This window comes from Pseudomonas sp. ZY71, assembly GCF_036542145.1.
GTDB lineage: Bacteria > Pseudomonadota > Gammaproteobacteria > Pseudomonadales > Pseudomonadaceae > Aquipseudomonas > Aquipseudomonas koreensis_A.
Genome location: NZ_CP144274.1, coordinates 4,918,880 through 4,941,484 on the forward strand (window position 1 = coordinate 4,918,880; position 22,605 = coordinate 4,941,484).

Consider the following 22,605-nt stretch of genomic DNA (forward strand, 5'->3'; position numbering starts at 1 on the left):
CCCGCCCGGTGAAAACCTGGCGGGGCTTTTTTATGCCTCGATTTTTTGTGGTGGATTCTAGATCCAACCCCCTCACCCCAGCCCTCTCCCCACGGGGCGAGGGGGAAAGGGAGCCGATCTCCGTGTGCTTCAAGGCCGGAGTTCGACTCGAAGTTTCAGGTCGGTGTAGCTCGAAAGAACACCTCGGTCAGTCCCCTCTCCCTCCGGGAGAGGGCTAGGGTGAGGGGCTTTTAGGAATTTACGCAGCTCTCAAGACGAAGTAAAAACCAAAGCCTCAGGCACATCGATATCCCACAGAACGCCTGGGTCATCGACAGCAATCTCCACCACCCTACCCTGCTTGAACAACGGCCGAGCCCCGCGATCGCCGCTCAACGCCTGCAACCCCAAACCAAACGAGCGCCCAAATCCCACCGGATGGCCAAACTCGCCCTCCTGCACCGGCACGCTCACCGCATCATCAGCAATCGCCGCGACCACCCGCTCAATACTCGACGGCAAGATAAACGGCATATCCCCCAGCACAATCAACCAGCCATCGGCATCCGGGCAAGCGGCAACGCCTGCGGCAATGCTGTCACCCATCCCGGTCGATTCAATCGACACCACGTCACAGCCATAAGCCTGCGCCATGCGCATCGCCTGTGGCCGCGCCTCAGTCGTCACCAACACACGCTTATCAAGATCGGCCGGCAGATTAACCAATACCTGCTCGATCACCGAACGCACCGCGCCATCACGCCCGGTGCAGTCCGCCAGCAACTTGTCCTTATCGGCACCTGCCACCTGGCGAAAGCGGCTGCCCTCGCCTGCAGCCAGCACAATCACTGCAATGGATCGACTCATGCGTCCTCCAAAGTTTTCTTCTGCTTCAACTCGACGCCGTTCTTGATCGCGACGATTTCCGCCAGCAAGGACAAGGCAATTTCTGCCGGCGAATGACTGCCAATGTGCAGACCGATCGGCCCGTGCAATCGATCGATCGCCTGTACCGACAAGCCTAGCTGAGCGAGATTTTCCCGTCGCTTCTGGCTGTTGACCCGCGAACCGAGCGCCCCCACATAGAAGGCTGGCGAATCCAGCGCCGTGAGCAACGCCATGTCATCCAGACGCGGATCGTGAGTCAACGCGACAATCGCTGTGCGCTCATCGGTCTGGATGCTCAACACCGCGTCATCCGGCATGCCCGGGACGAAACGTCCGTGATGCTCTTCCCAGCCGTAAACGAATTCGCTGCGCGGGTCGCAGATCAGCACTTCAAAATCCAGCAGTCGCGCCATGTCCGCGACGTAGCGCGACAACTGGCCGGCGCCGATCAACAGCAGACGCCAGCGCGGACCGTAAATGGCGCGCAGGGTTTTGCCATCGAATTCCAGCGCATCGGATTTATTTGCCGGCGCCAGAAGCACTTCACCGGTGTCGATATTCAACTCGCGAGCGACAATCTCGTGGGCCTCGCAACGGGCCAGCAATTCAGCGACCCACGCAGGATCGCCAACGCGCTCTTCGGTCAGGCGCAACGTACCGCCACAAGGCAATCCGAAGCGCGCCGCCTCCTCTCGCGTGACGCCATAAGTGATCAATTGCACCGGCGGCCCATCGGTGGCGATGCGGCCGTCGTGCAGGCGGGCGATCAAGTCATCCTCGACACACCCGCCCGACACCGAACCAATCACCACGCCATCCTCGCGCAACGCCAACATGGCGCCGGGAGCGCGGGGCGCGGTGCCCCAGGTCTGCACCACGCTGAACAGCACCACCCGCTGCCCGGCGCGGCGCCACTCGAGGACACTGCGCAGGACATTGAGGTCGACGCTGTCCATTACGCCTCTGCCTTCTGCCAGCCCTGCAACTGATAACGCACCGGCAGATTACGGATGCGCTTGCCGGTGGCGGCGAAGATCGCGTTACACAAGGCCGGAGCAATCGGTGGCACGCCCGGTTCGCCGACACCGCCCAACGGCACGTCGCCCGGTGGTGTCACCAGATGCACGGCAACTTCCTTCGGCGCCAGCGACATGCGCGCGACTTCGTACATGTGGAAGTTGTCCTGCTGAACCTTACCGTCCTTGAAGCTGATTTCACCCAGCACAGCATTGCCCAGGCCCATCACACAAGCGCCTTCGAACTGCGAGCGAATGCGCTCGGGGTTGATCTGCGGCCCGCAATCCACAGCAATATCAGCCTTGTGCACGATCAGCGTGCCATCGTCTTTGACCTCGACTTCGATCACCGCCGCCACATAGGTGACGAAGCTGTAATGCACCGCCAGGCCAAGACCACGCCCCTTGGGCAGTTTGCGCCCCCAACCGGCAGCCTTGGCCGCAGTTTCCAGCACGGTGCGCATGCGTCCGGTGTCGATCGGGTAACGCTCGGGAGATTCGCCGTAGTTCCACTCCTCGCTCAAGGTACGCGGATCGATCTGCCGATCCGCGCCGAGCAGTTTGATCTGATATTTGAGCGGATCCTCACCGGCCTTGTGTGCCAGCTCATCGACGAAACTCTGGATCGCGAAGCCGTGCGGAATGTTCGACACCGAGCGATACCAGCCGACCCGCGTGTGCACGGTCGCTTCGGGGTTTTCCAGGCGCACATTGGGAATGGCGTAGGCCATGTTGGTGAAACCCATGCCCAGCTCGAACGCCGCCTCATGATTCATCCCCGGCGCAAACAACGCGGTGATGCTCGGCGCCACGGTGCGATGCAACCAGCCGGACGGCATACCGTCCTTGCCCACGCCCGCCTTGAGGTACTCAGCAGACACGGTATGAAAATACGAGTTGTGGATGTCATCTTCACGCGTCCACTGCACCCGCACGGCTTTACCCGGAAACTCCTTGGCGAGGATCGCCGCTTCGACGACAAAGTCCGGTTTCGACTTGCGACCGAAACCACCGCCGAGCAGCGTGACATTAAAGGTGACGTTGTCGAACGGCAAACCAAGGCGCTCACCGATGCGCTCGCGCGTCACTTGCGGGGCCTGACTCGGTGCCCAGGCTTCGCAGACGCCATCCTTGTAACGGGCGATGGCGACCATTGGTTCCATCGGTGCTTGCGCCAGATGCGGCAAATAGTAGGAAGCTTCCAGCGTGCTGGCAGCGCCGCTCAAGGCCTTGTCGATATCGCCGGTGTTGCGCACCACTTTGCCGGGTTTCAGCGAGGCGGCTTCCAGCTCCTTGCGATAGGCGATCGAGTCGTAACTGGCGTTCGGGCCGTCGTCCCACTCGATTTTCAGCGCTTCGCGGCCCTTGATCGCGGCCCAGGTATTGCTGGCCACCACGGCCACACCGCCTAACGGCTGAAACTCCGAAGGCAGCGGACGACTTTCGATCTGCATTACTTTGAGCACGCCGGGGACTTTCAGCGCGGCGCTGTCGTCCAGCGATTTGACCTTGCCGCCGTACACCGCCGGACGGGCGATGGTCGCGTACAGCATGCCGTCGAAATGCACGTCCGCGCCGTATACCGCGCGACCGTTGACGATGTCGTCGCCATCAATGGCTTTGGTGCCTTCCTTGCCGATGTAGCGAAACTCCGACGGCTGCTTGAGACGCAGGCTGTCACGCGCAGGCACCGGCAAGGCACTGGCGGCAGCGGCGAGTTCGCCATAGCCCAGTTCACGACCGGAGGGTTTATGGATGACTTTGTGCAACTGCGCATGGCATTCGCCTGCCGGCACTTTCCACTGCGCAGCGGCGGCCTGTTCAAGCATGGTTCGCGCCGCCGCACCGCAACGCCGCATCGGTTCATACCAATGGCGCATGCTGCGCGAACCGTCAGTGTCCTGATTACCGAAACGCACTTCATCACCCGGCGCCTGCTGCACTTTGACGTGGGCCCAGTCCGCTTCCAGCTCATCGGCAACGACCATGGTCAGACTAGTGCGCACACCCTGCCCCATCTCCGAGCGGTTGCACACCACGGTGACCGTGCCGTCGGCGGCGATGCTGACGTAGACCTTCGGATCATCGATCCAGCCGTTGGGCATGCCATCGGCGCCGAACTGTTTCGGTTTGTCCTCGGCCAACGCATCCTGCCAGCCCCAACTCGCCGCCAGCACCAGCGCACCGGTGGCGCCGACGCCTTTGAGAAAACCGCGACGGCTGAGATTGCTCAGGGCGAAATCATTCGGAAGACGGCTCATGCCTTGGCCTCCTTCAAATGGGTGGAGGCTTGGCGAATCGCAGTCTTGATTCGGTTATACGTGCCGCAACGGCAAATGTTGCCGACCATGGCTTCTTCGATCTGCTCGTCGCTCGGATTCGGGTTGGTCTTGAGCAACGCGGTGGCTGACATGATTTGCCCGCCCTGACAGAAACCGCATTGGGCGACAGCCGTGTCCAGCCAGGCTTGTTGAACCACCTGGCCGACCGGGTCGGCGTGCAGGTTATCGATGGTGGTGACGTTCTGCCCGACCACCGAGCCGATCGGCGTGATGCAACTGCGCGCCGGCAAGCCATCGATATGAATGGTGCAGGCGCCACACAGGCCCATTCCGCAGCCGAATTTGGTGCCGTTGTAACCAGCAACATCGCGGATAGCCCAGAGCAGCGGCATGTCTTCCGTGACATCAAGTGAATGGTCTTGGCCATTGAGTTTCAGGGTAATCATGGGCACGCCCGCATATTTTTAGTGGTTATCGGGTCGAGCAATCTGCCGCCGTTGAATCGGCGGTGGTTCACACAGATCGACTCAGGCTAATGAGGCTCTCTTGTGCCGACGGGAACGTCTGCACCGGGCCTTTGGTGGAGCAAATGACGGTTATCGTTAGCTCGCTAAGTTAACCCAGCATTAACAAAAAAGCCCTGCTGAGACAGGGCTTTTCAGTTATGAGCTTTTAGCTACAAGCTGCAAGTAAAGGCAGTAGCTGGCTCACCATCAAGATTGTAGCTTGCTGCTAGAAGCTTGAAGCTCGCCGCTGCTTCAATACCGATTGGGCTCCATTTCCAGGTCGACATTGAAACGTTCGGCAATGTCTTTCTGGATGCGTTGCGCCAGATCGAGCAGTTGCAGCCCGGTTGCCGCGCCGTAGTTGACCAGCACCAGCGCCTGCAATTTATGCACGCCGGCATCGGCCTCACGGAAGCCTTTCCAGCCAGCGCGCTCGATCAACCAGCCCGCGGCCAGTTTCATCTGCCCGTCCGGTTGCGCGTAGGCGACCACATCCGGATGCTGCGCTTTGATCTGCGCGACGATGGCCGCCGACACCAGCGGATTCTTGAAGAAGCTGCCGGCATTGCCGAGCACTGCCGGGTCCGGCAGTTTTTCACTGCGAATGCTGCAGATGGCGCGGCTGACATCGGTCGGCGTCGGCTGCTCGATACCCTGCTCGGTCAGGCGCTGGCGCACCGGACCGTATTCGAGATGCAGATGCGCAACACGATCCAGTTTGAAGCGCACGCGAAGAATCAACCAACGCCCCGGCTGCTGCTTGAACAGACTGTCGCGGTAGGCAAAGTTGCATTCTTCGAGAGTGAAGTCGCGCAACTCGCCGGTCTGACGATCCAACGCGGTGAGCCCGGCAAACACATCCTTGATCTCGACACCGTAAGCGCCAATGTTCTGCATCGGCGCAGCGCCGACGGTGCCGGGAATCAGACTGAGGTTTTCCAGTCCGGAAAAGCCCAGCGCCAGTGTGTGCTGGACAAACGGATGCCACGGCTCACCAGCTTCAGCTTCGATCACCACACGGCTGCCATCATCACTGATCAAGCGGATCCCGCGCGTCGCCATGCGCAGCACCAGCGCCGCAATGTCGGCAGTCAGCAGCAAATTACTGCCACCGCCGATCACCAGCAACGGCACATCGTGCGCAGTGGCATAAGCCAGCGCTTCACGGACATCTTCATCGCTGTGGGCTTCGGCGAACAGTTGCGCGCGCACGTCGACGCCAAAACTGTTGAACGGTTTCAGGGAAACCTGCGGTTGCACCTGCAAACTCATAACCGGCCCTTCACTTCGATCAACAGTTGGTCACAGGCTGCCTCGATCAGATCCAGCACCTGCTCGAACCCTTGATCGCCGTCGTAATACGGATCCGGCACTTCATCAACCAACCCAGCATAACGGCGCAGGAACAGATCCAGTTCAGCCTTGCCGGTGGACGGCTGCAACGCCTTGAGGTTGCGCAGGTTGCTGTTGTCCATCGCCAGAATCAGGTCATAACTGGCGAAGTCCGCGCGGCTGACCTGCTGCGCGCGTTGCGCCGACAGGTCATAGCCGCGCACTTTGGCGGCAGCCTGGCTGCGTTTGTCCGGCGGGTTGCCGACGTGCCAGTCACCGGTGCCAGCCGAAGCCACTTCGACCTGATCCGCCAGCCCCGCTTCGCGCAGTTTGTGCCGCAACACGCCTTCGGCCGTGGGCGAACGGCAAATGTTGCCCAGGCACACAAACAGAACGCGCATCAGGCCCCCAGCAATCGGCGAACGCGCTCGAGGTCTTCGGCAGTGTCGACACCGGTGGGCGGCGCGATCAGTGCATCGGCGACATGAATGCGTACGCCGTGCCACAGGGCACGCAGTTGCTCGAGGGATTCAGTGTTTTCCAGCCAGCACGGGCCCCAACTGACGAAGTCATGAAGGAAACCGGCGCGGTAGGCGTAAATGCCGATGTGGCGACGGTACGGCACGCCTTCGGGCAATTGCTCGCGGCTTTTGGCAAAGGCATCGCGCGCCCACGGCAAAGTGGAGCGGCTGAAGGTCAACGCAAGACCGTTGATGTCACTGACGACCTTGACCACGTTCGGGTTGAACAGGGTTTCAATGTCTTCGATCGGCTCGGCCAACGTAGCCATACGCGCGTCAGTGTGAGCCGCCAGGTTGGCGGCGACCTGATCGATCACGCTTGGCGGAATCAGCGGCTCGTCGCCCTGCACGTTGACCACGATCGCATCGGGTTCCAGGCCAAGTTTCGCTGCGACTTCAGCCAGACGATCGGTGCCGGAATTGTGATCTTCACGGGTCAGCACCACTTCAGCGCCAAACGCTTTGCAGGCCTCGATGATGCGCGCATCGTCAGTGGCGACCACCACACGGCTCGCGCTGCTTTTGCTCGCCTGCTCCCAGACGTGCTGGATCATCGGTTTGCCAGCGATATCCAGCAGCGGCTTGCCTGGCAGGCGGGTCGAGGCGAAACGCGACGGGATGACAACGGTGAAGGCGGTAGTCATTTATCCAGACGCTCCTCGGTGGTCAGGGTGCGGGCTTCGCTTTCGAGCATCACCGGGATGCCGTCGCGGATCGGATACGCCAGACCGGCGCCCTTGCTGATCAGTTCGGTCTTGTCGGCGCTGAGCTTGAGCGGGCCTTTGCAGATCGGGCACGCGAGGATATCGAGCAATTTGGTGTCCATGAACATTCCCTGAGTAAAGAGTTAAGGCAATAGCCGATCAGGCAACAGGCGCATCAGCTGTGTGTCGAACCAGGCCACGAAGGCCGGCGACGGCACGGCATCGACCGCCAGATACCACCAGTCGGCTGCAGCGAAGGCACGGCACTTCACCGCGTCCTTTTCGGTCATCACCAATGGCAATGACGGTGTGAAATTCAAGGCCTGCACGCTGTATTCGGCGTGGTCGGCAAACGCGTGCGGGACCGCTCGCCAGTCTAGCGCTTCGAGGGTATTGAAGAAACGTTGCGGATTGCCGATCCCGGCGACGGCGTGCACGGCCTGACCGGCAGAAAAATGCTCGAGCGGCTTGCGCTCGCCACTGCGCAGATTGACCAGCGCGGTGGGTTGCAGATGGAAAGCAAAACCGTCTTCGCGATCAGTCGTGGCACCGTTGAACAAGACGCCGTCGACGCTTTGCAGGCGCTCAATCGGTTCGCGCAACGGCCCGGCAGGCAAGCAACGTTTATTGCCCAGCCCACGGGCGGCATCGATCAGCACCAGTTCCAGATCCCGCGCCAGACGATAATGCTGCATGCCGTCGTCGGAGAGGATCAGATCCAGCGGTTCGCTGGCGAGCAAGGCTTTGACGGCGGCGCTGCGATCGGGGTCGATCATCAGCGGCACACCTGTGCGCTGGACGATCAGCAACGGTTCATCACCAGCAATGTCAGCGCTTTGCTCGGCCTCAACGCGCCACGGCAACTGCGGTGGTTTGGCACCGTAACCACGGCTGACCACGCCGACGCGCAAACCGCTGCGCCGGCAATGTTCGATCAGCCAGAGGATCATCGGTGTCTTGCCGGTACCGCCAACGGTGATATTGCCGACCACGATCAACGGCACGGGCGACTGATAGATTTCGCCTTCACCGTCGAGAAAACGTTGGCGTTTGTTGATCACCACGCGGCGGTACAACAACTCCAGCGGCCGCAGCAGCGTCAGGGCCGGATGCCCCTGATACCAAGCGGCGAGCAAACGATCGGACAGGCTCATCAGGATTTCGGCGCCGCCTCGACCGTGGTCATGCGCAGATGGCTGAAACCGAGCTTGCCGGCCGCGTCCATGGCGGTGATCACGGATTGATGCTGAGTCTTGCCGTCGGCACTGATCGACAACGGCATGTTGGTGTCACCGTTGGATTCTTTCTGCATCGCTTCCATCAATGTCGCCAGATCGTTCTTCGGCAGAATCTTGTTGTTCACCGAGAACACGCCTTCAGCGCTGATCGCCACGTCGATCTGCTTGAGCTGCTGATCTTCGGCCGGCGAGCCGCTGACCGCTTCCGGCAGATCGACACGCAATTGGGTTTCACGGGTAAACGTGGTGGTCACGACGAAAAACAGCAGCAGAATGAACACCACGTCGATCAGCGACGCGAGGTTGATATCGATGGTTTCCCGAGGCTTGCGACGGAATTTCACACCCGGCCCTCGGCCAGATCGACGTCACGGTCGCCCTGCACCACTTCAACCAGTTTGATCGCTTCCTGTTCCATACCGACCACCAGTTCATCGATGCGGCGTTGCAGGAACCGGTGAAAGAACACCGCCGGGATACCGACCATCAGGCCCGCAGCGGTGGTGATCAGCGCTTTGGAAATACCACCGGCCAATACCGAGGCGTTGGTGGTCATGCCTGAGCCAGTGAAGGCACTGAAAATGTCGATCATGCCTAACACGGTGCCCAGCAGACCGAGCAACGGCGACATGGCGGCAATGGTGCCCAGCGCGTTAACGTAGCGCTCGAGTTCGTGAATGACCCGGGCGGCGGCCTCTTCAATGCACTCTTTCATGATCTCGCGACCATGCTTGGAGTTGGCCAGACCGGCGGCGAGGATTTCTCCCAGCGGCGAATTGGCGCGCAATTCCTTTAGTTTTTCTTTATTGAGCTGCTTGTCCTTGATCCAGACCCAGACCTGGCCCAGCAGATGCTCGGGGGTGACGCGACTGGCGCGCAGGGTCCACAGGCGTTCGGCGACGATCGCCATGGCCGCGATGGAGCTCAGAATGATCGGCAACATCATCCAGCCGCCGGATTTGACCAATTCCCACACAGTGACAGTCCCCTCGAAAAAGTGCGCCACTTTACCATACCGATCCGCGATTAAGACCCGCCGCCCCGACGACCGTGAGGTGGCATCCATGCTGGCACCGATCAACGGGCGAGCGCAGGCGTATCGCGCCAGAAACGCCGCTGTTGACGCATCGTCCACGGCGGCTTGAAGCGGCCCAATTGCAGATGAATGGCGCCGTGTTCGGCGCTGTCGTAAATGTGCAGGCCTTGTTTGCGATAACGCGCCAGCACGGTCGGGTGGGGATGACCAAATGAATTGCCATGACCTCGCGAAATCAGCACGGACTCAGGCTTCAAGACGTTGAGCAGCGCCATCGACGACGAACTGCGACTGCCATGGTGAGGCGCTTGCAGCCATTGCGTCGGCACGGCCAGCGGACTGTCGAGCAGCGAGCGTTCGGCGTGGGTGTCGATATCGCCAGTCAGCAACAGGCGCTCGCCATTGGCCTCGATCTGCAATACGCACGAACGCTGATTGCTGTCGCCGGCGTCCGCCCACTGCCAGAGTTGAAAACGCACGCCGTCCCACTGCCATTGCCGGCCGCTTTCGCAGGCTTCGGCGCCCAATTGCGCGGGCAGTGGCGCCGGATCGCCGCTGATCACTTGCGCAATGGTCAAACCGCGCATGATCGCCAGCGCACCACCCGCGTGATCGGCGTCCGCATGGCTGAGCAGCATCAGATCGAGGTCTCCCACGCTGAGTTTGCGCAACGCGGGCAACACCACCCGTTCGCCGAGATCGAAATCGCCAAAGCGTGGCCCCGCGTCATACAACAGCGAGTGATGGCGGGTACGGATCAGGATTGCCAGGCCTTGGCCAACATCGAGCTGCCAGATATCGGCCAGGCCTTCGGCCAATCGCTCGCGGGGTGGCATGGCCAGCAGCAACAACAGTGGCCAGCCCAGTGCACGCATCGGCACGCCGCGCGGCAACAGCAACAACACGGCGCCGAGGCTGCCAATGGCCCAGACCCAAGCGGGTAGCGAGGGTGCGATCCACGCCGGCCAATGCCCGGCAATCATTGCCAGCGCGCGAAACAGTCCGTCGATCAAACCGCCGGCCAGCCACAGCAGGCCGGCGCCGACATAAGGAACAGGCAACAACACCGTCCCCAGTAGCGCCGGCGGTAACACCACAAGACTGACCCAGGGCACTGCGAGCAGATTGGCCAGCGGCCCGCTGAGGCTGATCGGCAGGTTCAGCGCCAGCAACACCGGGCACAAGCCGATCGCGATCAACCATTGCGCCCGCGTCCAGGTCTGCCACCAGCGCCACGCGCCCAAACGACCGCCAAAAGTAAAGATCAGCACGGCCACCGCCGCAAACGAGAGCCAAAAACCTGGACGCAAACTGGCAAGCGGATCCAGCAACAGCACACCATTGAACGCCAGCAGCAACGGCCACCATGCCCCCAGATGGCGAAAGCGCAGCCGCCACAACAGCACCAGCCCGACCATCACGCAGGCCCGCTGCACCGGCACATCGAACCCGGCAAGCAGGCCATAACCAAACGCTGCCGCGAACGCCAGCCCACAGGCCCATGGCAGCCACGGCCAACGCAATGGCCACAGGCCAAATCGCGCCAACCCTGCGACCAGCCAATACATAACAGCCGCCAGCAAGCCGATGTGCTGGCCGGAAATCACCAACAAGTGCACGGTGCCGGTGTCCTGCAGAATCTGCCAATCCTCACGACTGAGCCCGGATCCATCGCCCAACACCAACGCGGCCAGAGCACCGGCCCGACCGTGCGCATCCACTGCAAGCAAGCGCTGACGAATGCTGTCGCGCCAGGCCCAACGCGCATCGCTCAGACGTTGACCATCCTTGATCGTGCCCGTCGCACCGATGCGTTGCGCCAGCAGCCAAGCCTCGTAATCGAAAGCGTCCGGGTTGAGCAAACCACCGGGACGCTTGAGCTTGACCGCCAAGCGCCAGCGCTCGCCACTGTTGACCGGCGGCCCGGCGTACCAGGCGAGGCGCATCAGCGATGGCAGCTTTTCATGACGCGAGCGCGCATCCGCCAGCTCGAAACGCACCACACCCTCGGCGCTCTGCGGCAAGCCGACGACCTGCCCTTCGAGCCAGCGGGTTTCGCCATCCAGTTCAGTCGGCAAACGATCATTCAACGCCCATTGCGCACCGACGCTGGCCCACGAGAAGCCAAACAGCAAAAACGCCAACGGATAGCTGCGAAACGGCAGCAGCATCAAAGCCGCCACCGGCAGCAACAGCAGCAACCAGACCGGCGGTAATGCCGGCATAAAAACCGCGGCGAGCAGACCGACTGCAAGCGCCATCATCCCTGTGCGCATAAGCCCGTCCTTGAGAGTCCCGCACTTAGGCATAGCGGGTGTCGGGCACAGGCGTCGTCAACAATTGTCACAAAGTCTGAATGGGCGCTTCGTAGAATCCAGACATACTTGCCGCCTTAACCGACCGAGAAGCCTTATGCCCCGGCGCTTATTCAAACGTTACATGCCCGATCCGACGAGCATCAGGGAACACAAATCCTTACGCTTTCTCGGCAAGTTGCTGCATGACCCGAACCTCTGGCACCTCAATCGCCACTCGGTCGCCCGGGCGATGGCGGTCGGCCTGTTTGCTGCGTTCCTGCCGATTCCGGCGCAGATGCTGGTGGCCGCCGCACTCGCCGTCATGGTGCGGGGGAACATGCCGATTGCCGTCAGCCTGGTGTGGCTGACCAATCCGATCACCATGCCGGCGGTATTCTTCTGCACGTATCAGGCCGGGGCGTTTTTGATGGACGTGCCTGCCCGGCATCTTCCGGACGAGTTGACCTGGGAGTGGATCAGCGGCGAGTTGTCGACGTTGTGGCAGCCGTTCTTGCTCGGCTCGGTGGTGGTGGGGTTGGTGCTCGGCGCCCTCGCCTATTGCCTGGTGATGATGTACTGGCGCTGGTGGGTCGCGCGGCAATGGGCGCGGCGCAAGAAAAGTCGCATGCGCTGAATGCAAAACGGCCTCCGCAGTGGGAGGCCGTTTTGATTTGTGGCGTCTGTATTGCCCCATCGCGAGCAGGCTCACTCCTACATTGGAATGCGTTCCCCTGTAGGAGTGAGCCTGCTCGCGATGGCCACGGCTCGGTCTGGAGTCAGGTACGCATCCCGCGCCCACTCACCAGCAACCGTGCACAACCGAGATACAACACCACCGTCGCCACCAGCATAAAAGTGATCGCGATACCGATCTTGATATCCGACACACCGAGAATGCCGTAACGGAAGGCGTTGACCATGTGCAGCACCGGGTTGGCCAGCGACACGGTCTGCCAGAACGGCGGCAGCAAGGTGATCGAGTAAAACACCCCACCCAGGTAAGTCAGCGGCGTCAGCACAAAGGTCGGGATAATCGAAATATCATCGAAGTTGCGCGCAAACACCGCGTTGATGAAGCCCAGCAGCGAGAAGATCGTCGCCGTCAGCACCACCACCAGAATGGTCACACCGAGGTGATGCACCTGCAAATGGGTGAAGAACAGCGACAGAATCGTCACGATCACGCCGACCATCAGGCCACGCAGCACGCCGCCAATGGTGAAGCCGATCAGAATCGTGTGCGGCGACACCGGCGACACCATCAGCTCTTCGATGGAGCGCTGGAACTTGCTGCCGAAGAAACTCGAGACCACGTTGCCGTAGGAGTTGGTGATCACCGACATCATGATCAGCCCCGGCACGATGTATTCCATGTAGGTGAAGCCACCCATGTCACCGATCTGCCGACCGATCAGATTGCCGAAGATCACGAAGTACAGAACCATGGTGATCGCCGGCGGCAGCAGCGTTTGCGGCCAGATCCGCGTGAAGCGTTTGACCTCGCGGTAAACGATGGTCTGCAGTGCGACGAGGTTGGGACGGAATTCGGAACTCATACCGCCACCTTCGACAGATTTTTCTCCACCAGGGACACGAACAGCTCCTCGAGGCGATTGGTTTTGTTACGCAGGCTCAGCACTTCGATGTTCTGCTGCGCCAACTGGGTGAACAACGCCGTGATGCCCATGGACTTGTCGACCTGGACTTCCAGGGTGTGAGCGTCGATCAACCGGGCTGGATAGCCGAGCAATTGCGGCGCGGTGTGCAAGTCGTTTTTCAGGTCGAGCAGGAAAGTTTCCACGTGCAACTGGCCCAGCAATTGTTTCATGCTGGTGTTCTCGACGATTGTGCCGTGGTCGATGATGCCGATGTTGCGGCACAACTGCTCAGCCTCTTCCAGATAGTGCGTGGTGAGGATGATGGTGATGCCTTTCTGGTTCAGTTCGGTGAGGAACGTCCACATCGAACGGCGCAGCTCGATATCGACGCCTGCGGTCGGCTCATCGAGGATCAGCAGACGTGGTTCATGCACCAGCGCACGAGCGATCATCAAGCGCCGCTTCATGCCGCCGGACAACGAACGTGACGGCACGTCGCGCTTGTCCCACAGGCCCAACTGGGTCAGATATTGCTCGGCGCGTTCCTTGGCGATTTTCGCTGGAATGCCGTAGTAACCGGCCTGGGTCACGACGATGTCGAAGGTCTTTTCAAACTGGTTGAAGTTGAATTCCTGGGGCACCACGCCGATCGAGCGCTTGAGCTGCGCAGGATTCTTGTCCAGGTCATGGCCGAAGATATTCACCGTGCCGCTGGTCTTGTTGACCAGGGTCGATAGAATGCCGATGGTCGTGGATTTGCCGGCACCGTTGGGGCCGAGCAAGGCGAAAAAGTCACCTTCGGCGACGTCCAGATCGATACCACTCAAGGCCTGGAACCCGTTGCCGTAGGTTTTGGTTAGCTGCCGGATGGACAGAGCGGAACTCATATCTGATTTACGCACCATTGAAGGGAAAAAGGAGACGGCGGCGAAGGATCGAACCGCAGCGCAAGTGCGCAATGGTGCTTGCCGCCGCCGTACAAGTACAGTCAAGTGTGTCGATAGTAGGTATTAAGTCAACGCGGTCATGACGGCTTTCTGGTAGGCCGGACGCTGCTTCAGGCGCTCGTACCAGGCTTGCAGATGCGCTTGCGGCGCGCGTTCGATGGGCATCTCGAACCAGGCATAAATGAAACTGCCGAGCGGGATATCACCCATGCCGATGTCTTTTCCGGAAAGGTAAGGCTGACTGGCCAAGGCACTGTCGGCCATGCTCAGCAACTCATTGCATTCCTTGATCGCTGCATTGATTGCCGTCCAGTCCTGCTTGTCCGCTGGCGTGCGCAACACGCCCCAGAACACCGTGCGGAAGGGACCGGCAAAACTCGAGGTGGTCCAGTCCATCCACTTGTCAGCGACGGCGCGGGTTTGCGGATTCGCCGAATACCAGTGGCTGTCGGGCGCATGTCTGGCCAGCAGATAGCGGACGATGGCGTTGGATTCCCACAACACGAAACCGTCGTCTTCGATCACCGGCACCCGGCCGTTCGGGTTCATCGCCCGGTACTCGGGCGTGTCGACCACGCCGAATGCGCCACCGGCATCAATCGCCTCGTAAGCCAGACCGAGTTCCTCGGCAGCCCACAACGGCTTCCTGACATTCGATGAGTTTTTCCGTCCCCAGATCTTCAGCATGACCGCCTCTTTTCAAATGAGTGGGCAGGCAGCATACGCCGGATCAGGGACGGCTCAAATCACTCTGCATATCGCCCAGCAGTTGCGGCTGCAGATCAGTGAACAGATGCGGATAGCACTTTTGCAGATGTTCGAAAAAGAATGTTTCCGGGACATCGGCGAATTGACCGTGATCGACCAGATACTCCATCAACTGCGCCCCGTCACGGTTGAACGGATGAAAAACGCTGTCGTTGATGCCGTCGAATTCCAGCGGCGCGACGTTGAACAACTCGCAGAGCTTCTGGTTGAACGCCGGCGTGGCTTTGACCCAGCGTCCATTGAGGAACAGCTCGGTGTAACCGTGCATGGCGAACATGTCGCTCTTCAGCAGTTCAAGCAGGCGCGGGGTCGACAGGTGATTGCGCACATCGGCCAGACCAATGCGCGCCGGGATCGCGCAATGCCGTGCACAACCGGCTAGCAGTGTGGCTTTGGGCACGCAATAACTCTCCCCCGTCGCCAGCGCATAACTGCCGCACAGGGTCTGCGGATCACGACTGAAGGTGTACGGGTTGTAGCGCACCGCCTCACGCACGGCGTAATAAAGACTGATCGCCTGCTCGAGCGGATCGCGGCTGGCACCCCGGTGTTGTTCGGCGAACTCCACCACTGCCGGGTGGTCACTATCGATGAAGCGGCCGGGGCTCAGATATTCGTGCATGACGACAATCTCCTGGGTGAGCCCCGAGTCTAGCGACAGCTTCAGCACAGAGATAACGACGTTTCGGCCAAACTTGGACGCAAAGACGCGGAATCAGCGAACGATTTCCCACGCGCGTTGCCCACCGAACCTACGAAAACCATCCGGGGTTTCCCACGATTTCAATCACCTTGGTCTGACCACCCGGTTTTACAGATGCCGTCTAAGCTCTGGAGGGTCGATTTGCCTTGGTTCACGGAGGACTGAATATGCTGTTGTTGTGGATACTGGTTTTGATCGTTGGTGTGGCGTATCTCGCCCACCGACGTATTTCCCCTCTGCCGGCCTTGGGCATTGTTGCCGTCTACCTGCTGGCGATGGGTATTTTCAGTCATGCACCGGGCTGGCTGCTGCTGGTGTTCTGGGTCGTGCTGGCGGTGGTCGCCGCACCGTTGCTGCTGCCTGACCTGCGCCGCAAGCATTTCACGGCGCCGCTGTTCAACTGGTTCCAGAAAACCCTGCCGCCGATGTCGCAGACCGAACGCGACGCGATCGACGCCGGTACCGTCTGGTGGGATGGCGAGCTGTTCAGCGGCCGTCCGGACTGGGACAAACTGCTGGCCTATCCCAAGGCGCAATTGAGCGAAGAAGAACAGGCGTTCATCGACGGCCCGACCGAAGAACTTTGCGCGATGGTCACTGACTGGCAGATCGGCCAGTCGATGGACCTGCCGGCCGAAGCCTGGGCACATATCAAGGAACACGGTTTCTTCGCCCTGATCATCCCGAAAGAGTTCGGCGGCAAAGGCTTCTCGGCTTACGCCCACTCGCAGGTGGCGATGAAACTCGCTACCCGTAGCGGTGACCTCGCCTCCACCGTGATGGTGCCGAACTCCCTCGGCCCGGCCGAACTGCTGCTGCACTACGGCACCGACGAACAACGCAATCACTACCTGCCACGTCTGGCCCGTGGCGATGACATCCCGTGCTTCGCCCTCACCGGACCGCTTGCGGGTTCCGATGCCGGTGCGATGCCCGACACCGGGATCATCTGCAAAGGTCAGTGGGAAGGTCAGGAAGTCGTCGGCCTGCGCCTGAACTGGGAAAAACGCTACATCACCCTCGGCCCGGTCGCTACCCTGCTCGGTCTGGCTTTCAAGGCTTACGACCCGGAACATCTGCTGGGCGACAAGGAAGACTTGGGTATCAGTCTCGCGCTGATTCCGACCGACACCGCCGGTGTGGAAATCGGTCGTCGTCACCTGCCATTGGGCGCAGCGTTCATGAACGGTCCGAACTCCGGCAAGGACGTGTTTATCCCGCTGGACTATCTCATCGGCGGTCAGGAGATGCTCGGCAAGGGCTGGATGATGCTGATGAACTGCCTGTCGGTCGGCCGTTCGATTTCGTTGCCGGCAGTCGGCACTGGCGCAGCCAAGTTCACCAGTCTGGTCACCGGGCAATACGCGCAGATTCGCGAGCAGTTCAATGTGCCGCTGTCGGCCTTCGAAGGTATTCAGGAAGCCATGGCGCGCATCGGCGGCAACGCGTGGATGATGGACGCGGCGCGCATGCTCACAGCTAACGCGGTGGATCTGGGCGAGAAACCGTCGGTGCTCTCGGCGATCCTCAAGTATCACCTCACCGAACGCGGCCGCGAGTGCATCAGCCACGCCATGGACGTGCACGGCGGCAAGGCGATCATCATGGGGCCGAACAACTACCTGGGGCGCAGCTGGAACGGTGCGCCGATCTTCATCACCGTGGAAGGCGCGAATATCCTCTCGCGCAACTTGATGATCTTCGGTCAGGGCGCGATTCGCTGCCATCCGTTTGTACTGAAGGAAATGGCACTGGCCGGTCGCGAAGACAAGGATCAGGCGCTGAAAGATTTCGATGGCCTGCTGCTCAAACACATTGGTTTCGCCGTGAGCAATGCCGCCAGCACGCTGGTACTGAACCTCGGCTTCGGTCACTTCGAACATGCGCCGGGCGACAAGATCAGTCAGGGTTACTTCCGCGCACTCAACCGTCAGGCGGCAGCGTTCGCCATGCTCGCCGACTTCAGCATGATGTTGCTGGGTGGCGAACTGAAGCGTCGCGAACGTCTGTCGGCACGTTTGGGTGACGTGTTGAGCAACCTGTATCTGGCCTCAGCCGCGCTCAAGCGCTATCACGATCTGGATTCGCCGGCGTACATGGAACCGCTGTTCCGTTGGGCGATGGAAGAAAGCCTCGGCCAATCGGAACGGGCGCTGGATGAATTGCTGCGCAACTTCCCGAACAAAGTGTTTGGCTGTCTGTTGCGCGCCATCGTCTTCCCGTTTGGTCGTCGTCACAAAGGCCCGTCGGACAAACTCGGTGCCGAAGTGGCTGGCGTAATCGGTCGTGCCAAAGGCGATCCGGCACTGGAAGAGCTGCTTGCCGGTTGCTATCGCCCGCAGTCTGCAGACGATGCGGTCGGGGCATTGCAACATGCCAGCGATTTGCTGAACGCCGCGCAGCCGTTGCACAAAAAACTGCACACGTCGCTGAAAAGCGGTCAGGTCAAACCGGCCGCAGGCGAACACGCCATCGATGCCGCGCTTGAAGCTGGAGTATTGCAACCGGTGGAAGCACAGAGTCTGCGCGATGCCGAAGCGGCGCGACGCAAGGTGATCGATGTCGATGATTTCGACAAAGAGGAGTTGACGCTGGCAGAGGGCAAAGTCCGCTGATCCTGACAACCATGTCCAAGAGGGCGCAGGAGCTTTATACTCCCGCGCCCGTTTTGCTCTTGAGGACTTATCTCGTGTCCAACGTCGTTGCCGATCATCTTGTTTTGCTCGACCACCTGCGCAGTATCCTGGTCGCCGTAGGTGAGGCCGAACAGGTTCCCGAAGAAAGCCATGCCCTGTTCCTGGAGCGCTTCGACGAACTGCTGGCATCGCTGCCGATCGACCCGATCGAAAGCCAGTACCTGGGCCAGGACATCCTGACTCAAGTGATTAGCCGTTACCCGCAAATCGCCCACCTGATCCCGCGCGATCTGCTGTGGTTCTTCGCCGGTGACTGCCTGCACTACCTGTCCGATGAAGAGATCGACCTGTATCAGGCGCTGGAAGAACGCCGTTACGAAGCTGAACAGAACGACGAGCCGTTCGACTGGAATCAGGAAAAACAGCTGCTCGCGATGTCCGCTCAGGACAGCAAGCACTGATTTTCGCGCCGTTATGAAAACGCCCGCATGGTTGTCCATGCGGGCATTTTTTTGCATTGGCGTTAGAGCAGCCCTTCGCTTTCCGGTAATTCATACGCCATGGCTGCGTTACTCGCACCACCTGACTTGCCCGGCTTGCTCAAGGTCGGCTCTTTCTGCAGACACTCCACCAGATAGTCGATAAACACCCGCAACTTGGGAGGCAGATAGCGCGTCGGCGAATGCAGCAACCACAGTCCGCCATGGTAGGACGCCAGGAAGGTCCAGTCCGGCAGCACCTGCACAATCAACTTCTGCTCAAGTGCATAACGGGCAGTGAAATACGGCAGGCTGCCAATGCCGATGTGCTGCAACACCGCGCCCAAGCGCACGCCCGTGTGATTGGCGGCATAGCGACCACGCACACCCACCGTGACTGCCTTGCTGCCTTTCTTGAATTTCCAGCGTGCATCACTGGGGGTTTCACCCAGATAGATACAACTGTGATTGAGCAAATCATGGGGGTGGGTCGGTGTGCCGTGCTCAGCCAGGTATTGCGGCGTGGCACAGAGCAAGTGGTCGATGGTCAGTAATTGCCGCCCGACCAGCCCGGCCGGTGGTCGATCGGTGATGCGAATCGCCAGATCGACATGGTCGTCGATCAAATCGACCTGGCGATCTTCCAGCAGCAACTCGACATCGACCTTGGGATAGCGTCGCAGAAACTCGGGCATGTGCGGATGAATCACGAAGCGCCCTACGGCTTTCGGTACGCTGACCCGCACCAGTCCTTCCGCTTCATGGGTGAACTGGCCGCTGATTTCCATCACCGATTTCGCCGCGCTGACCATTTCCTGACAACGCTTGAAGACCTCTTCGCCGCCGTCACTCAAGCGCAGCTTGCGCGTGGTGCGCTGCAACAACCGCGTGGCCAAGGCTTTTTCCAGCCGCGAAATACTACGGCTCACAGCTGACGGCGATGAGCCCAGTTGCCGAGCGGCTTCAGAGAAGCTGCCGGTCTCCACAACCTTGACGAAAATCGCCATTTCACCGAGCAGCGGTAGCGGCAGATTGATGCTCACAGCGCACAAGTCCTTTGATGTTTGAACGGATTATCACGTTATTGCACGATTCATATAATAAAAACAGAAACTTTAATAAGGGCATGGAATATGACGCTTCGCCTCTTTTTCCATAGTGATGACCTCAAGGCCAATGTGGAAGTCCTCGACTGCACGCCCCAAGAGCACGAATTCGCCGTGGTATTGCGCGCCACACTGTTTCATCCGCAAGGCGGCGGTCAGCCATGTGATACCGGCTGGATCGGCGAAAGCCAGGTACTGCGTGTAGTGCAGGAGCCGGAGCGGATCATTCATTTTGTCGACCGACCGGTAAAGCTCGGCATGACCTGTATTCGCGTTGACGAAGAGCGTCGCCGGTTCAATACGCGCATGCATTCAGCCGGCCACTTGATCGGGCATTTCGTTCAGGCCATGGGCTGGATGCCGATCAAGGCCCACCACTGGCCGGATGAAGGTCGCGTGCAATTCAAACCCGGTGATGCCGCGCAGGAAGTCGACGCCGAGACCGTTCAGTGCGGCATCGGCCAGTGGATCGAGCACGATCTACCCCGCCTGACCTCGCTGCGCGAAGGTGCGCGGGAGATCGGTTTCGGTGAACTCCCGGCTTATGGCTGCGGCGGCACCCATGTACGTAGCCTGAAGGATCTGGGCACAGTCACGATCGCGTCCCTTTCGCAGAAGAAAGGCACGTTGTCCGTCCACTACAGCGTGGATTGAGCATTCCGGACGTTGCCTCACGCAGCGTCCGACGCCGGGGAACTGCACTCGCAGCTTCCGTAGACTATCGATAGATGGACCTAAAAAAAATGATGCTAGACGTCGAGCGTCTCGATGAGACGTGCATAAAAAAACTGGCCAACGAAGAAGTCCTCGCCATCCGCGTCAAAGGCTTTTTGCCGGAGCCGCTGGCCATTCAGATTGGCGACAAGATTCTCGCCCCAGGCTTTGAGGGTTACATCAACGCACCGAGTATCGGCCGCATCGGCATGGCCTTTTACGAGGCGGAAAACCAGCCGCTGCTGATCGAGGACTACTTCGAACGCGCCACCAGCAACATCGCCGAACTGCGCAATCGTTGCGCGCCCTACTCTTCACCGATCGACACCTTGCGCTGCATGCTCGACGAGTCCTGGCCGGCCGGTGCGCACCTGGAAAACCTCTATGGGCGGAAAATGTATGTCGGCCTTTCGCGAGTGGTGAAACCGGGCGTGTGCTTCCTCGCCCACCACGACATCTTCGCCAAAGACGCCCCGGACAGCTTCCAGGCCCGCAGCCTGGAGGCGCAGTTCGCTTGCAACGTCTATCTGAACATGCCGACCGAGGGCGGCGCGCTGCAGATGTGGGACGACGACATCAGCCCGGATCAATTCGACGAGATGCGTGGCGACAGCTACGGCATTGAACCGGCGCTGCTCGGCCCGCCCGCCCTCGAAGTCCGACCGCAACCCGGCGATTTCATCATGTTCAATTCGCGGCGCATGCACTCGGTGACCCCGGGCGTGGCCGATCCGCGTTTGAGTCTTTCCTTTTTTGTCGGCTATCGCGGCAATGCTTCACCCCTGACCTACTGGAGCTGAGATGTATTCGAATTATCTGGGCGAGTTTCTGGCGCTGGCAACCATTCACTTTCTGGCCGTGGTGGCTCCCGGCCCCGACTTCGCGGTCACCATTCGCCAAAGCGTTCGATTCGGCCGACTGGTGGGGATTTGCACGGCGCTGGGTATTGGCGCGGGGATTTCCGTACACGTGCTGTACACGCTGCTCGGTGTGGGCGCATTGATGCATACCACCCCATGGTTGCTGACCGTGGCCAAAGTGATTGGCGGTGCTTACATCCTGTATTTGGGTGTCAGCCTGTTGCGCAGCAAACCCAAATCGGCCATTGAAGGTGAGAAAACCAGCGAGGAGCCGGTGGTCGAACAAACCCTGTTCAAAGCCTTCAGCACCGGGTTTCTGACCAACGCGACCAATCCCAAGGCCACACTGTTTTTCCTGGCTATTTTCACCACGATCATCAGCGCCAGCACGCCACTGCAAATCCAGGCCTTTTACGGACTGTGGATGTGTTTTGTGAATGCGCTGTGGTTTGTCGTGGTCGCGCTGTTTTTCTCGAGCAGTCGGGTTCGAGTGCTGTTCATGCGCATGGGACATTGGTTCGAACGCACCATGGGCGTGGTGCTGATTCTGTTTGCCGGGCGCTTGATGCTGTCCTGGTAAACAGACGGAAAACGCAAAAAGGCCCATCGAATCGCTTCGACGGGCCTTTTTCTTCATGACCTGATGGCACAAACACAAATCACGCGCATACAAAAACGCCGCTCTGTTGAGCGGCGTTTTTGTGAATATGGAGCGGGAAACGAGACTCGAACTCGCGACCCCGACCTTGGCAAGGTCGTGCTCTACCAACTGAGCTATTCCCGCAATGGCGTCCCCTAGGGGACTCGAACCCCTGTTACCGCCGTGAAAGGGCGGTGTCCTAGGCCACTAGACGAAGGGGACACAGGCTACAACTTTCACTAATAAAAACGCCGCTCACTGAGCGGCGTCTTTAGAATTTGGAGCGGGAAACGAGACTCGAACTCGCGACCCCGACCTTGGCAAGGTCGTGCTCTACCAACTGAGCTATTCCCGC

At 60.1% G+C, this 22,605-nt stretch carries 23 protein-coding genes and 3 tRNA genes; 6 read left to right on the top strand and 20 right to left on the bottom strand.

Annotated features, from left to right (window positions below):
- Positions 1-249 precede the first annotated feature (249 nt).
- The 12 genes from VY732_RS21775 to VY732_RS21830 form a co-directional block, all read right to left on the bottom strand.
- Positions 250-846 (bottom strand): nucleotidyltransferase family protein, encoded by a 597-nt coding sequence (locus VY732_RS21775; RefSeq protein WP_331691736.1) that lies wholly within the window; start codon positions 844-846, stop codon positions 250-252.
- The gene (locus VY732_RS21780) at positions 843-1,823 is read right to left on the bottom strand and encodes an XdhC family protein (protein WP_331691737.1); all 981 of its coding nucleotides are present in this window, start codon (positions 1,821-1,823) and stop codon (positions 843-845) included. The genes VY732_RS21775 and VY732_RS21780 overlap by 4 nt, the downstream gene beginning before the upstream one ends.
- The gene (locus tag VY732_RS21785; RefSeq protein WP_331691738.1) at positions 1,823-4,144 is read right to left on the bottom strand and encodes a xanthine dehydrogenase family protein molybdopterin-binding subunit; all 2,322 of its coding nucleotides are present in this window, start codon (positions 4,142-4,144) and stop codon (positions 1,823-1,825) included. Before VY732_RS21785 ends, VY732_RS21780 begins: the two co-directional genes overlap by 1 nt.
- The gene (locus VY732_RS21790; protein ID WP_077574083.1) at positions 4,141-4,611 is read right to left on the bottom strand and encodes a (2Fe-2S)-binding protein; all 471 of its coding nucleotides are present in this window, start codon (positions 4,609-4,611) and stop codon (positions 4,141-4,143) included. Before VY732_RS21790 ends, VY732_RS21785 begins: the two co-directional genes overlap by 4 nt.
- 312 nt (positions 4,612-4,923) lie before the next feature.
- Positions 4,924-5,943 carry a UDP-N-acetylmuramate dehydrogenase gene (murB, locus tag VY732_RS21795; RefSeq protein ID WP_331691739.1) on the bottom strand — a complete coding sequence of 340 codons (1,020 nt, stop codon included), beginning with the start codon at positions 5,941-5,943 and terminating at the stop codon, positions 4,924-4,926.
- On the bottom strand, positions 5,940-6,404 hold the full coding sequence (locus VY732_RS21800) for a low molecular weight protein-tyrosine-phosphatase (RefSeq protein ID WP_102900035.1): 465 nt from the start codon (positions 6,402-6,404) through the stop codon (positions 5,940-5,942). Before VY732_RS21800 ends, murB begins: the two co-directional genes overlap by 4 nt.
- Positions 6,404-7,168 carry a 3-deoxy-manno-octulosonate cytidylyltransferase gene (gene kdsB, locus VY732_RS21805; RefSeq protein ID WP_077574085.1) on the bottom strand — a complete coding sequence of 255 codons (765 nt, stop codon included), beginning with the start codon at positions 7,166-7,168 and terminating at the stop codon, positions 6,404-6,406. The genes VY732_RS21800 and kdsB overlap by 1 nt, the downstream gene beginning before the upstream one ends.
- Positions 7,165-7,350, bottom strand: coding sequence for a Trm112 family protein (locus tag VY732_RS21810; RefSeq protein WP_011060103.1), 186 nt, complete (start codon positions 7,348-7,350; stop codon positions 7,165-7,167). Before VY732_RS21810 ends, kdsB begins: the two co-directional genes overlap by 4 nt.
- A gap of 21 nt (positions 7,351-7,371) precedes the next feature.
- Positions 7,372-8,382 carry a tetraacyldisaccharide 4'-kinase gene (gene lpxK / locus VY732_RS21815; protein WP_331691740.1) on the bottom strand — a complete coding sequence of 337 codons (1,011 nt, stop codon included), beginning with the start codon at positions 8,380-8,382 and terminating at the stop codon, positions 7,372-7,374.
- Complete coding sequence (locus VY732_RS21820; RefSeq protein ID WP_007908223.1) at positions 8,382-8,810, bottom strand: ExbD/TolR family protein; 429 nt, start codon at positions 8,808-8,810, stop codon at positions 8,382-8,384. Before VY732_RS21820 ends, lpxK begins: the two co-directional genes overlap by 1 nt.
- The gene (locus VY732_RS21825; protein ID WP_038364506.1) at positions 8,807-9,442 is read right to left on the bottom strand and encodes a MotA/TolQ/ExbB proton channel family protein; all 636 of its coding nucleotides are present in this window, start codon (positions 9,440-9,442) and stop codon (positions 8,807-8,809) included. Before VY732_RS21825 ends, VY732_RS21820 begins: the two co-directional genes overlap by 4 nt.
- A gap of 101 nt (positions 9,443-9,543) precedes the next feature.
- On the bottom strand, positions 9,544-11,778 hold the full coding sequence (locus VY732_RS21830; protein WP_331691741.1) for a DNA internalization-related competence protein ComEC/Rec2: 2,235 nt from the start codon (positions 11,776-11,778) through the stop codon (positions 9,544-9,546).
- Positions 11,779-11,914: 136 nt separating this feature from the next.
- On the opposite strand from VY732_RS21830, the gene VY732_RS21835 reads away from it, so the two are divergent.
- Positions 11,915-12,433, top strand: a complete 519-nt coding sequence (locus tag VY732_RS21835) for a DUF2062 domain-containing protein (protein WP_007908202.1) — start codon at positions 11,915-11,917, stop codon at positions 12,431-12,433.
- A 142-nt stretch (positions 12,434-12,575) separates the two neighbouring features.
- Here VY732_RS21835 and VY732_RS21840 read toward each other — a convergent pair whose 3' ends face one another.
- The 4 genes from VY732_RS21840 to VY732_RS21855 all read right to left on the bottom strand — a co-directional run bounded on the left by VY732_RS21840 (position 12,576) and on the right by VY732_RS21855 (position 15,734).
- Positions 12,576-13,355 (bottom strand): ABC transporter permease, encoded by a 780-nt coding sequence (locus tag VY732_RS21840; protein WP_008087860.1) that lies wholly within the window; start codon positions 13,353-13,355, stop codon positions 12,576-12,578.
- Entirely contained in the window at positions 13,352-14,284 is a 933-nt protein-coding gene (locus VY732_RS21845; RefSeq protein ID WP_077574089.1) for an ABC transporter ATP-binding protein, read from the bottom strand. The genes VY732_RS21840 and VY732_RS21845 overlap by 4 nt, the downstream gene beginning before the upstream one ends.
- A 123-nt stretch (positions 14,285-14,407) precedes the next feature.
- On the bottom strand, positions 14,408-15,031 hold the full coding sequence (locus tag VY732_RS21850) for a glutathione S-transferase family protein (RefSeq protein ID WP_077574090.1): 624 nt from the start codon (positions 15,029-15,031) through the stop codon (positions 14,408-14,410).
- Between the two features lie 43 nt (positions 15,032-15,074).
- On the bottom strand, positions 15,075-15,734 hold the full coding sequence (locus tag VY732_RS21855) for a transglutaminase-like domain-containing protein (protein ID WP_077574091.1): 660 nt from the start codon (positions 15,732-15,734) through the stop codon (positions 15,075-15,077).
- 248 nt (positions 15,735-15,982) lie between these two features.
- Between VY732_RS21855 and VY732_RS21860 the strand changes: the two genes are divergently transcribed.
- Both VY732_RS21860 and VY732_RS21865 read left to right on the top strand, forming a co-directional pair.
- On the top strand, positions 15,983-18,430 hold the full coding sequence (locus VY732_RS21860) for an acyl-CoA dehydrogenase (protein WP_331691742.1): 2,448 nt from the start codon (positions 15,983-15,985) through the stop codon (positions 18,428-18,430).
- A 74-nt stretch (positions 18,431-18,504) separates the two neighbouring features.
- A complete protein-coding gene (locus tag VY732_RS21865) occupies positions 18,505-18,912 on the top strand; it encodes a PA2817 family protein (RefSeq protein ID WP_039760212.1) in 408 nt (135 codons plus the stop codon).
- A gap of 62 nt (positions 18,913-18,974) precedes the next feature.
- Here VY732_RS21865 and VY732_RS21870 read toward each other — a convergent pair whose 3' ends face one another.
- Entirely contained in the window at positions 18,975-19,973 is a 999-nt protein-coding gene (locus tag VY732_RS21870; RefSeq protein WP_077574093.1) for a LysR family transcriptional regulator, read from the bottom strand.
- Between the two features lie 90 nt (positions 19,974-20,063).
- Here VY732_RS21870 and VY732_RS21875 point away from each other — a divergent pair, with 90 nt between their 5' ends.
- From VY732_RS21875 to VY732_RS21885, 3 genes are all read left to right on the top strand, one after another.
- Positions 20,064-20,690 carry an alanyl-tRNA editing protein gene (locus VY732_RS21875; protein ID WP_123594410.1) on the top strand — a complete coding sequence of 209 codons (627 nt, stop codon included), beginning with the start codon at positions 20,064-20,066 and terminating at the stop codon, positions 20,688-20,690.
- An 89-nt stretch (positions 20,691-20,779) separates the two neighbouring features.
- The gene (locus tag VY732_RS21880; protein WP_007908184.1) at positions 20,780-21,550 is read left to right on the top strand and encodes a 2OG-Fe(II) oxygenase; all 771 of its coding nucleotides are present in this window, start codon (positions 20,780-20,782) and stop codon (positions 21,548-21,550) included.
- Position 21,551: 1 nt separating this feature from the next.
- The gene (locus VY732_RS21885) at positions 21,552-22,190 is read left to right on the top strand and encodes a LysE family translocator (protein WP_137218860.1); all 639 of its coding nucleotides are present in this window, start codon (positions 21,552-21,554) and stop codon (positions 22,188-22,190) included.
- Between the two features lie 128 nt (positions 22,191-22,318).
- On the opposite strand, the gene VY732_RS21890 is transcribed toward VY732_RS21885, so the two are convergent.
- The 3 genes from VY732_RS21890 to VY732_RS21900 form a co-directional block, all read right to left on the bottom strand.
- A tRNA-Gly gene (locus VY732_RS21890) sits at positions 22,319-22,394 on the bottom strand.
- A 2-nt stretch (positions 22,395-22,396) separates the two neighbouring features.
- Positions 22,397-22,472: transfer RNA gene (locus VY732_RS21895), tRNA-Glu, on the bottom strand.
- Between the two features lie 57 nt (positions 22,473-22,529).
- Positions 22,530-22,605 (bottom strand) — tRNA-Gly (locus tag VY732_RS21900).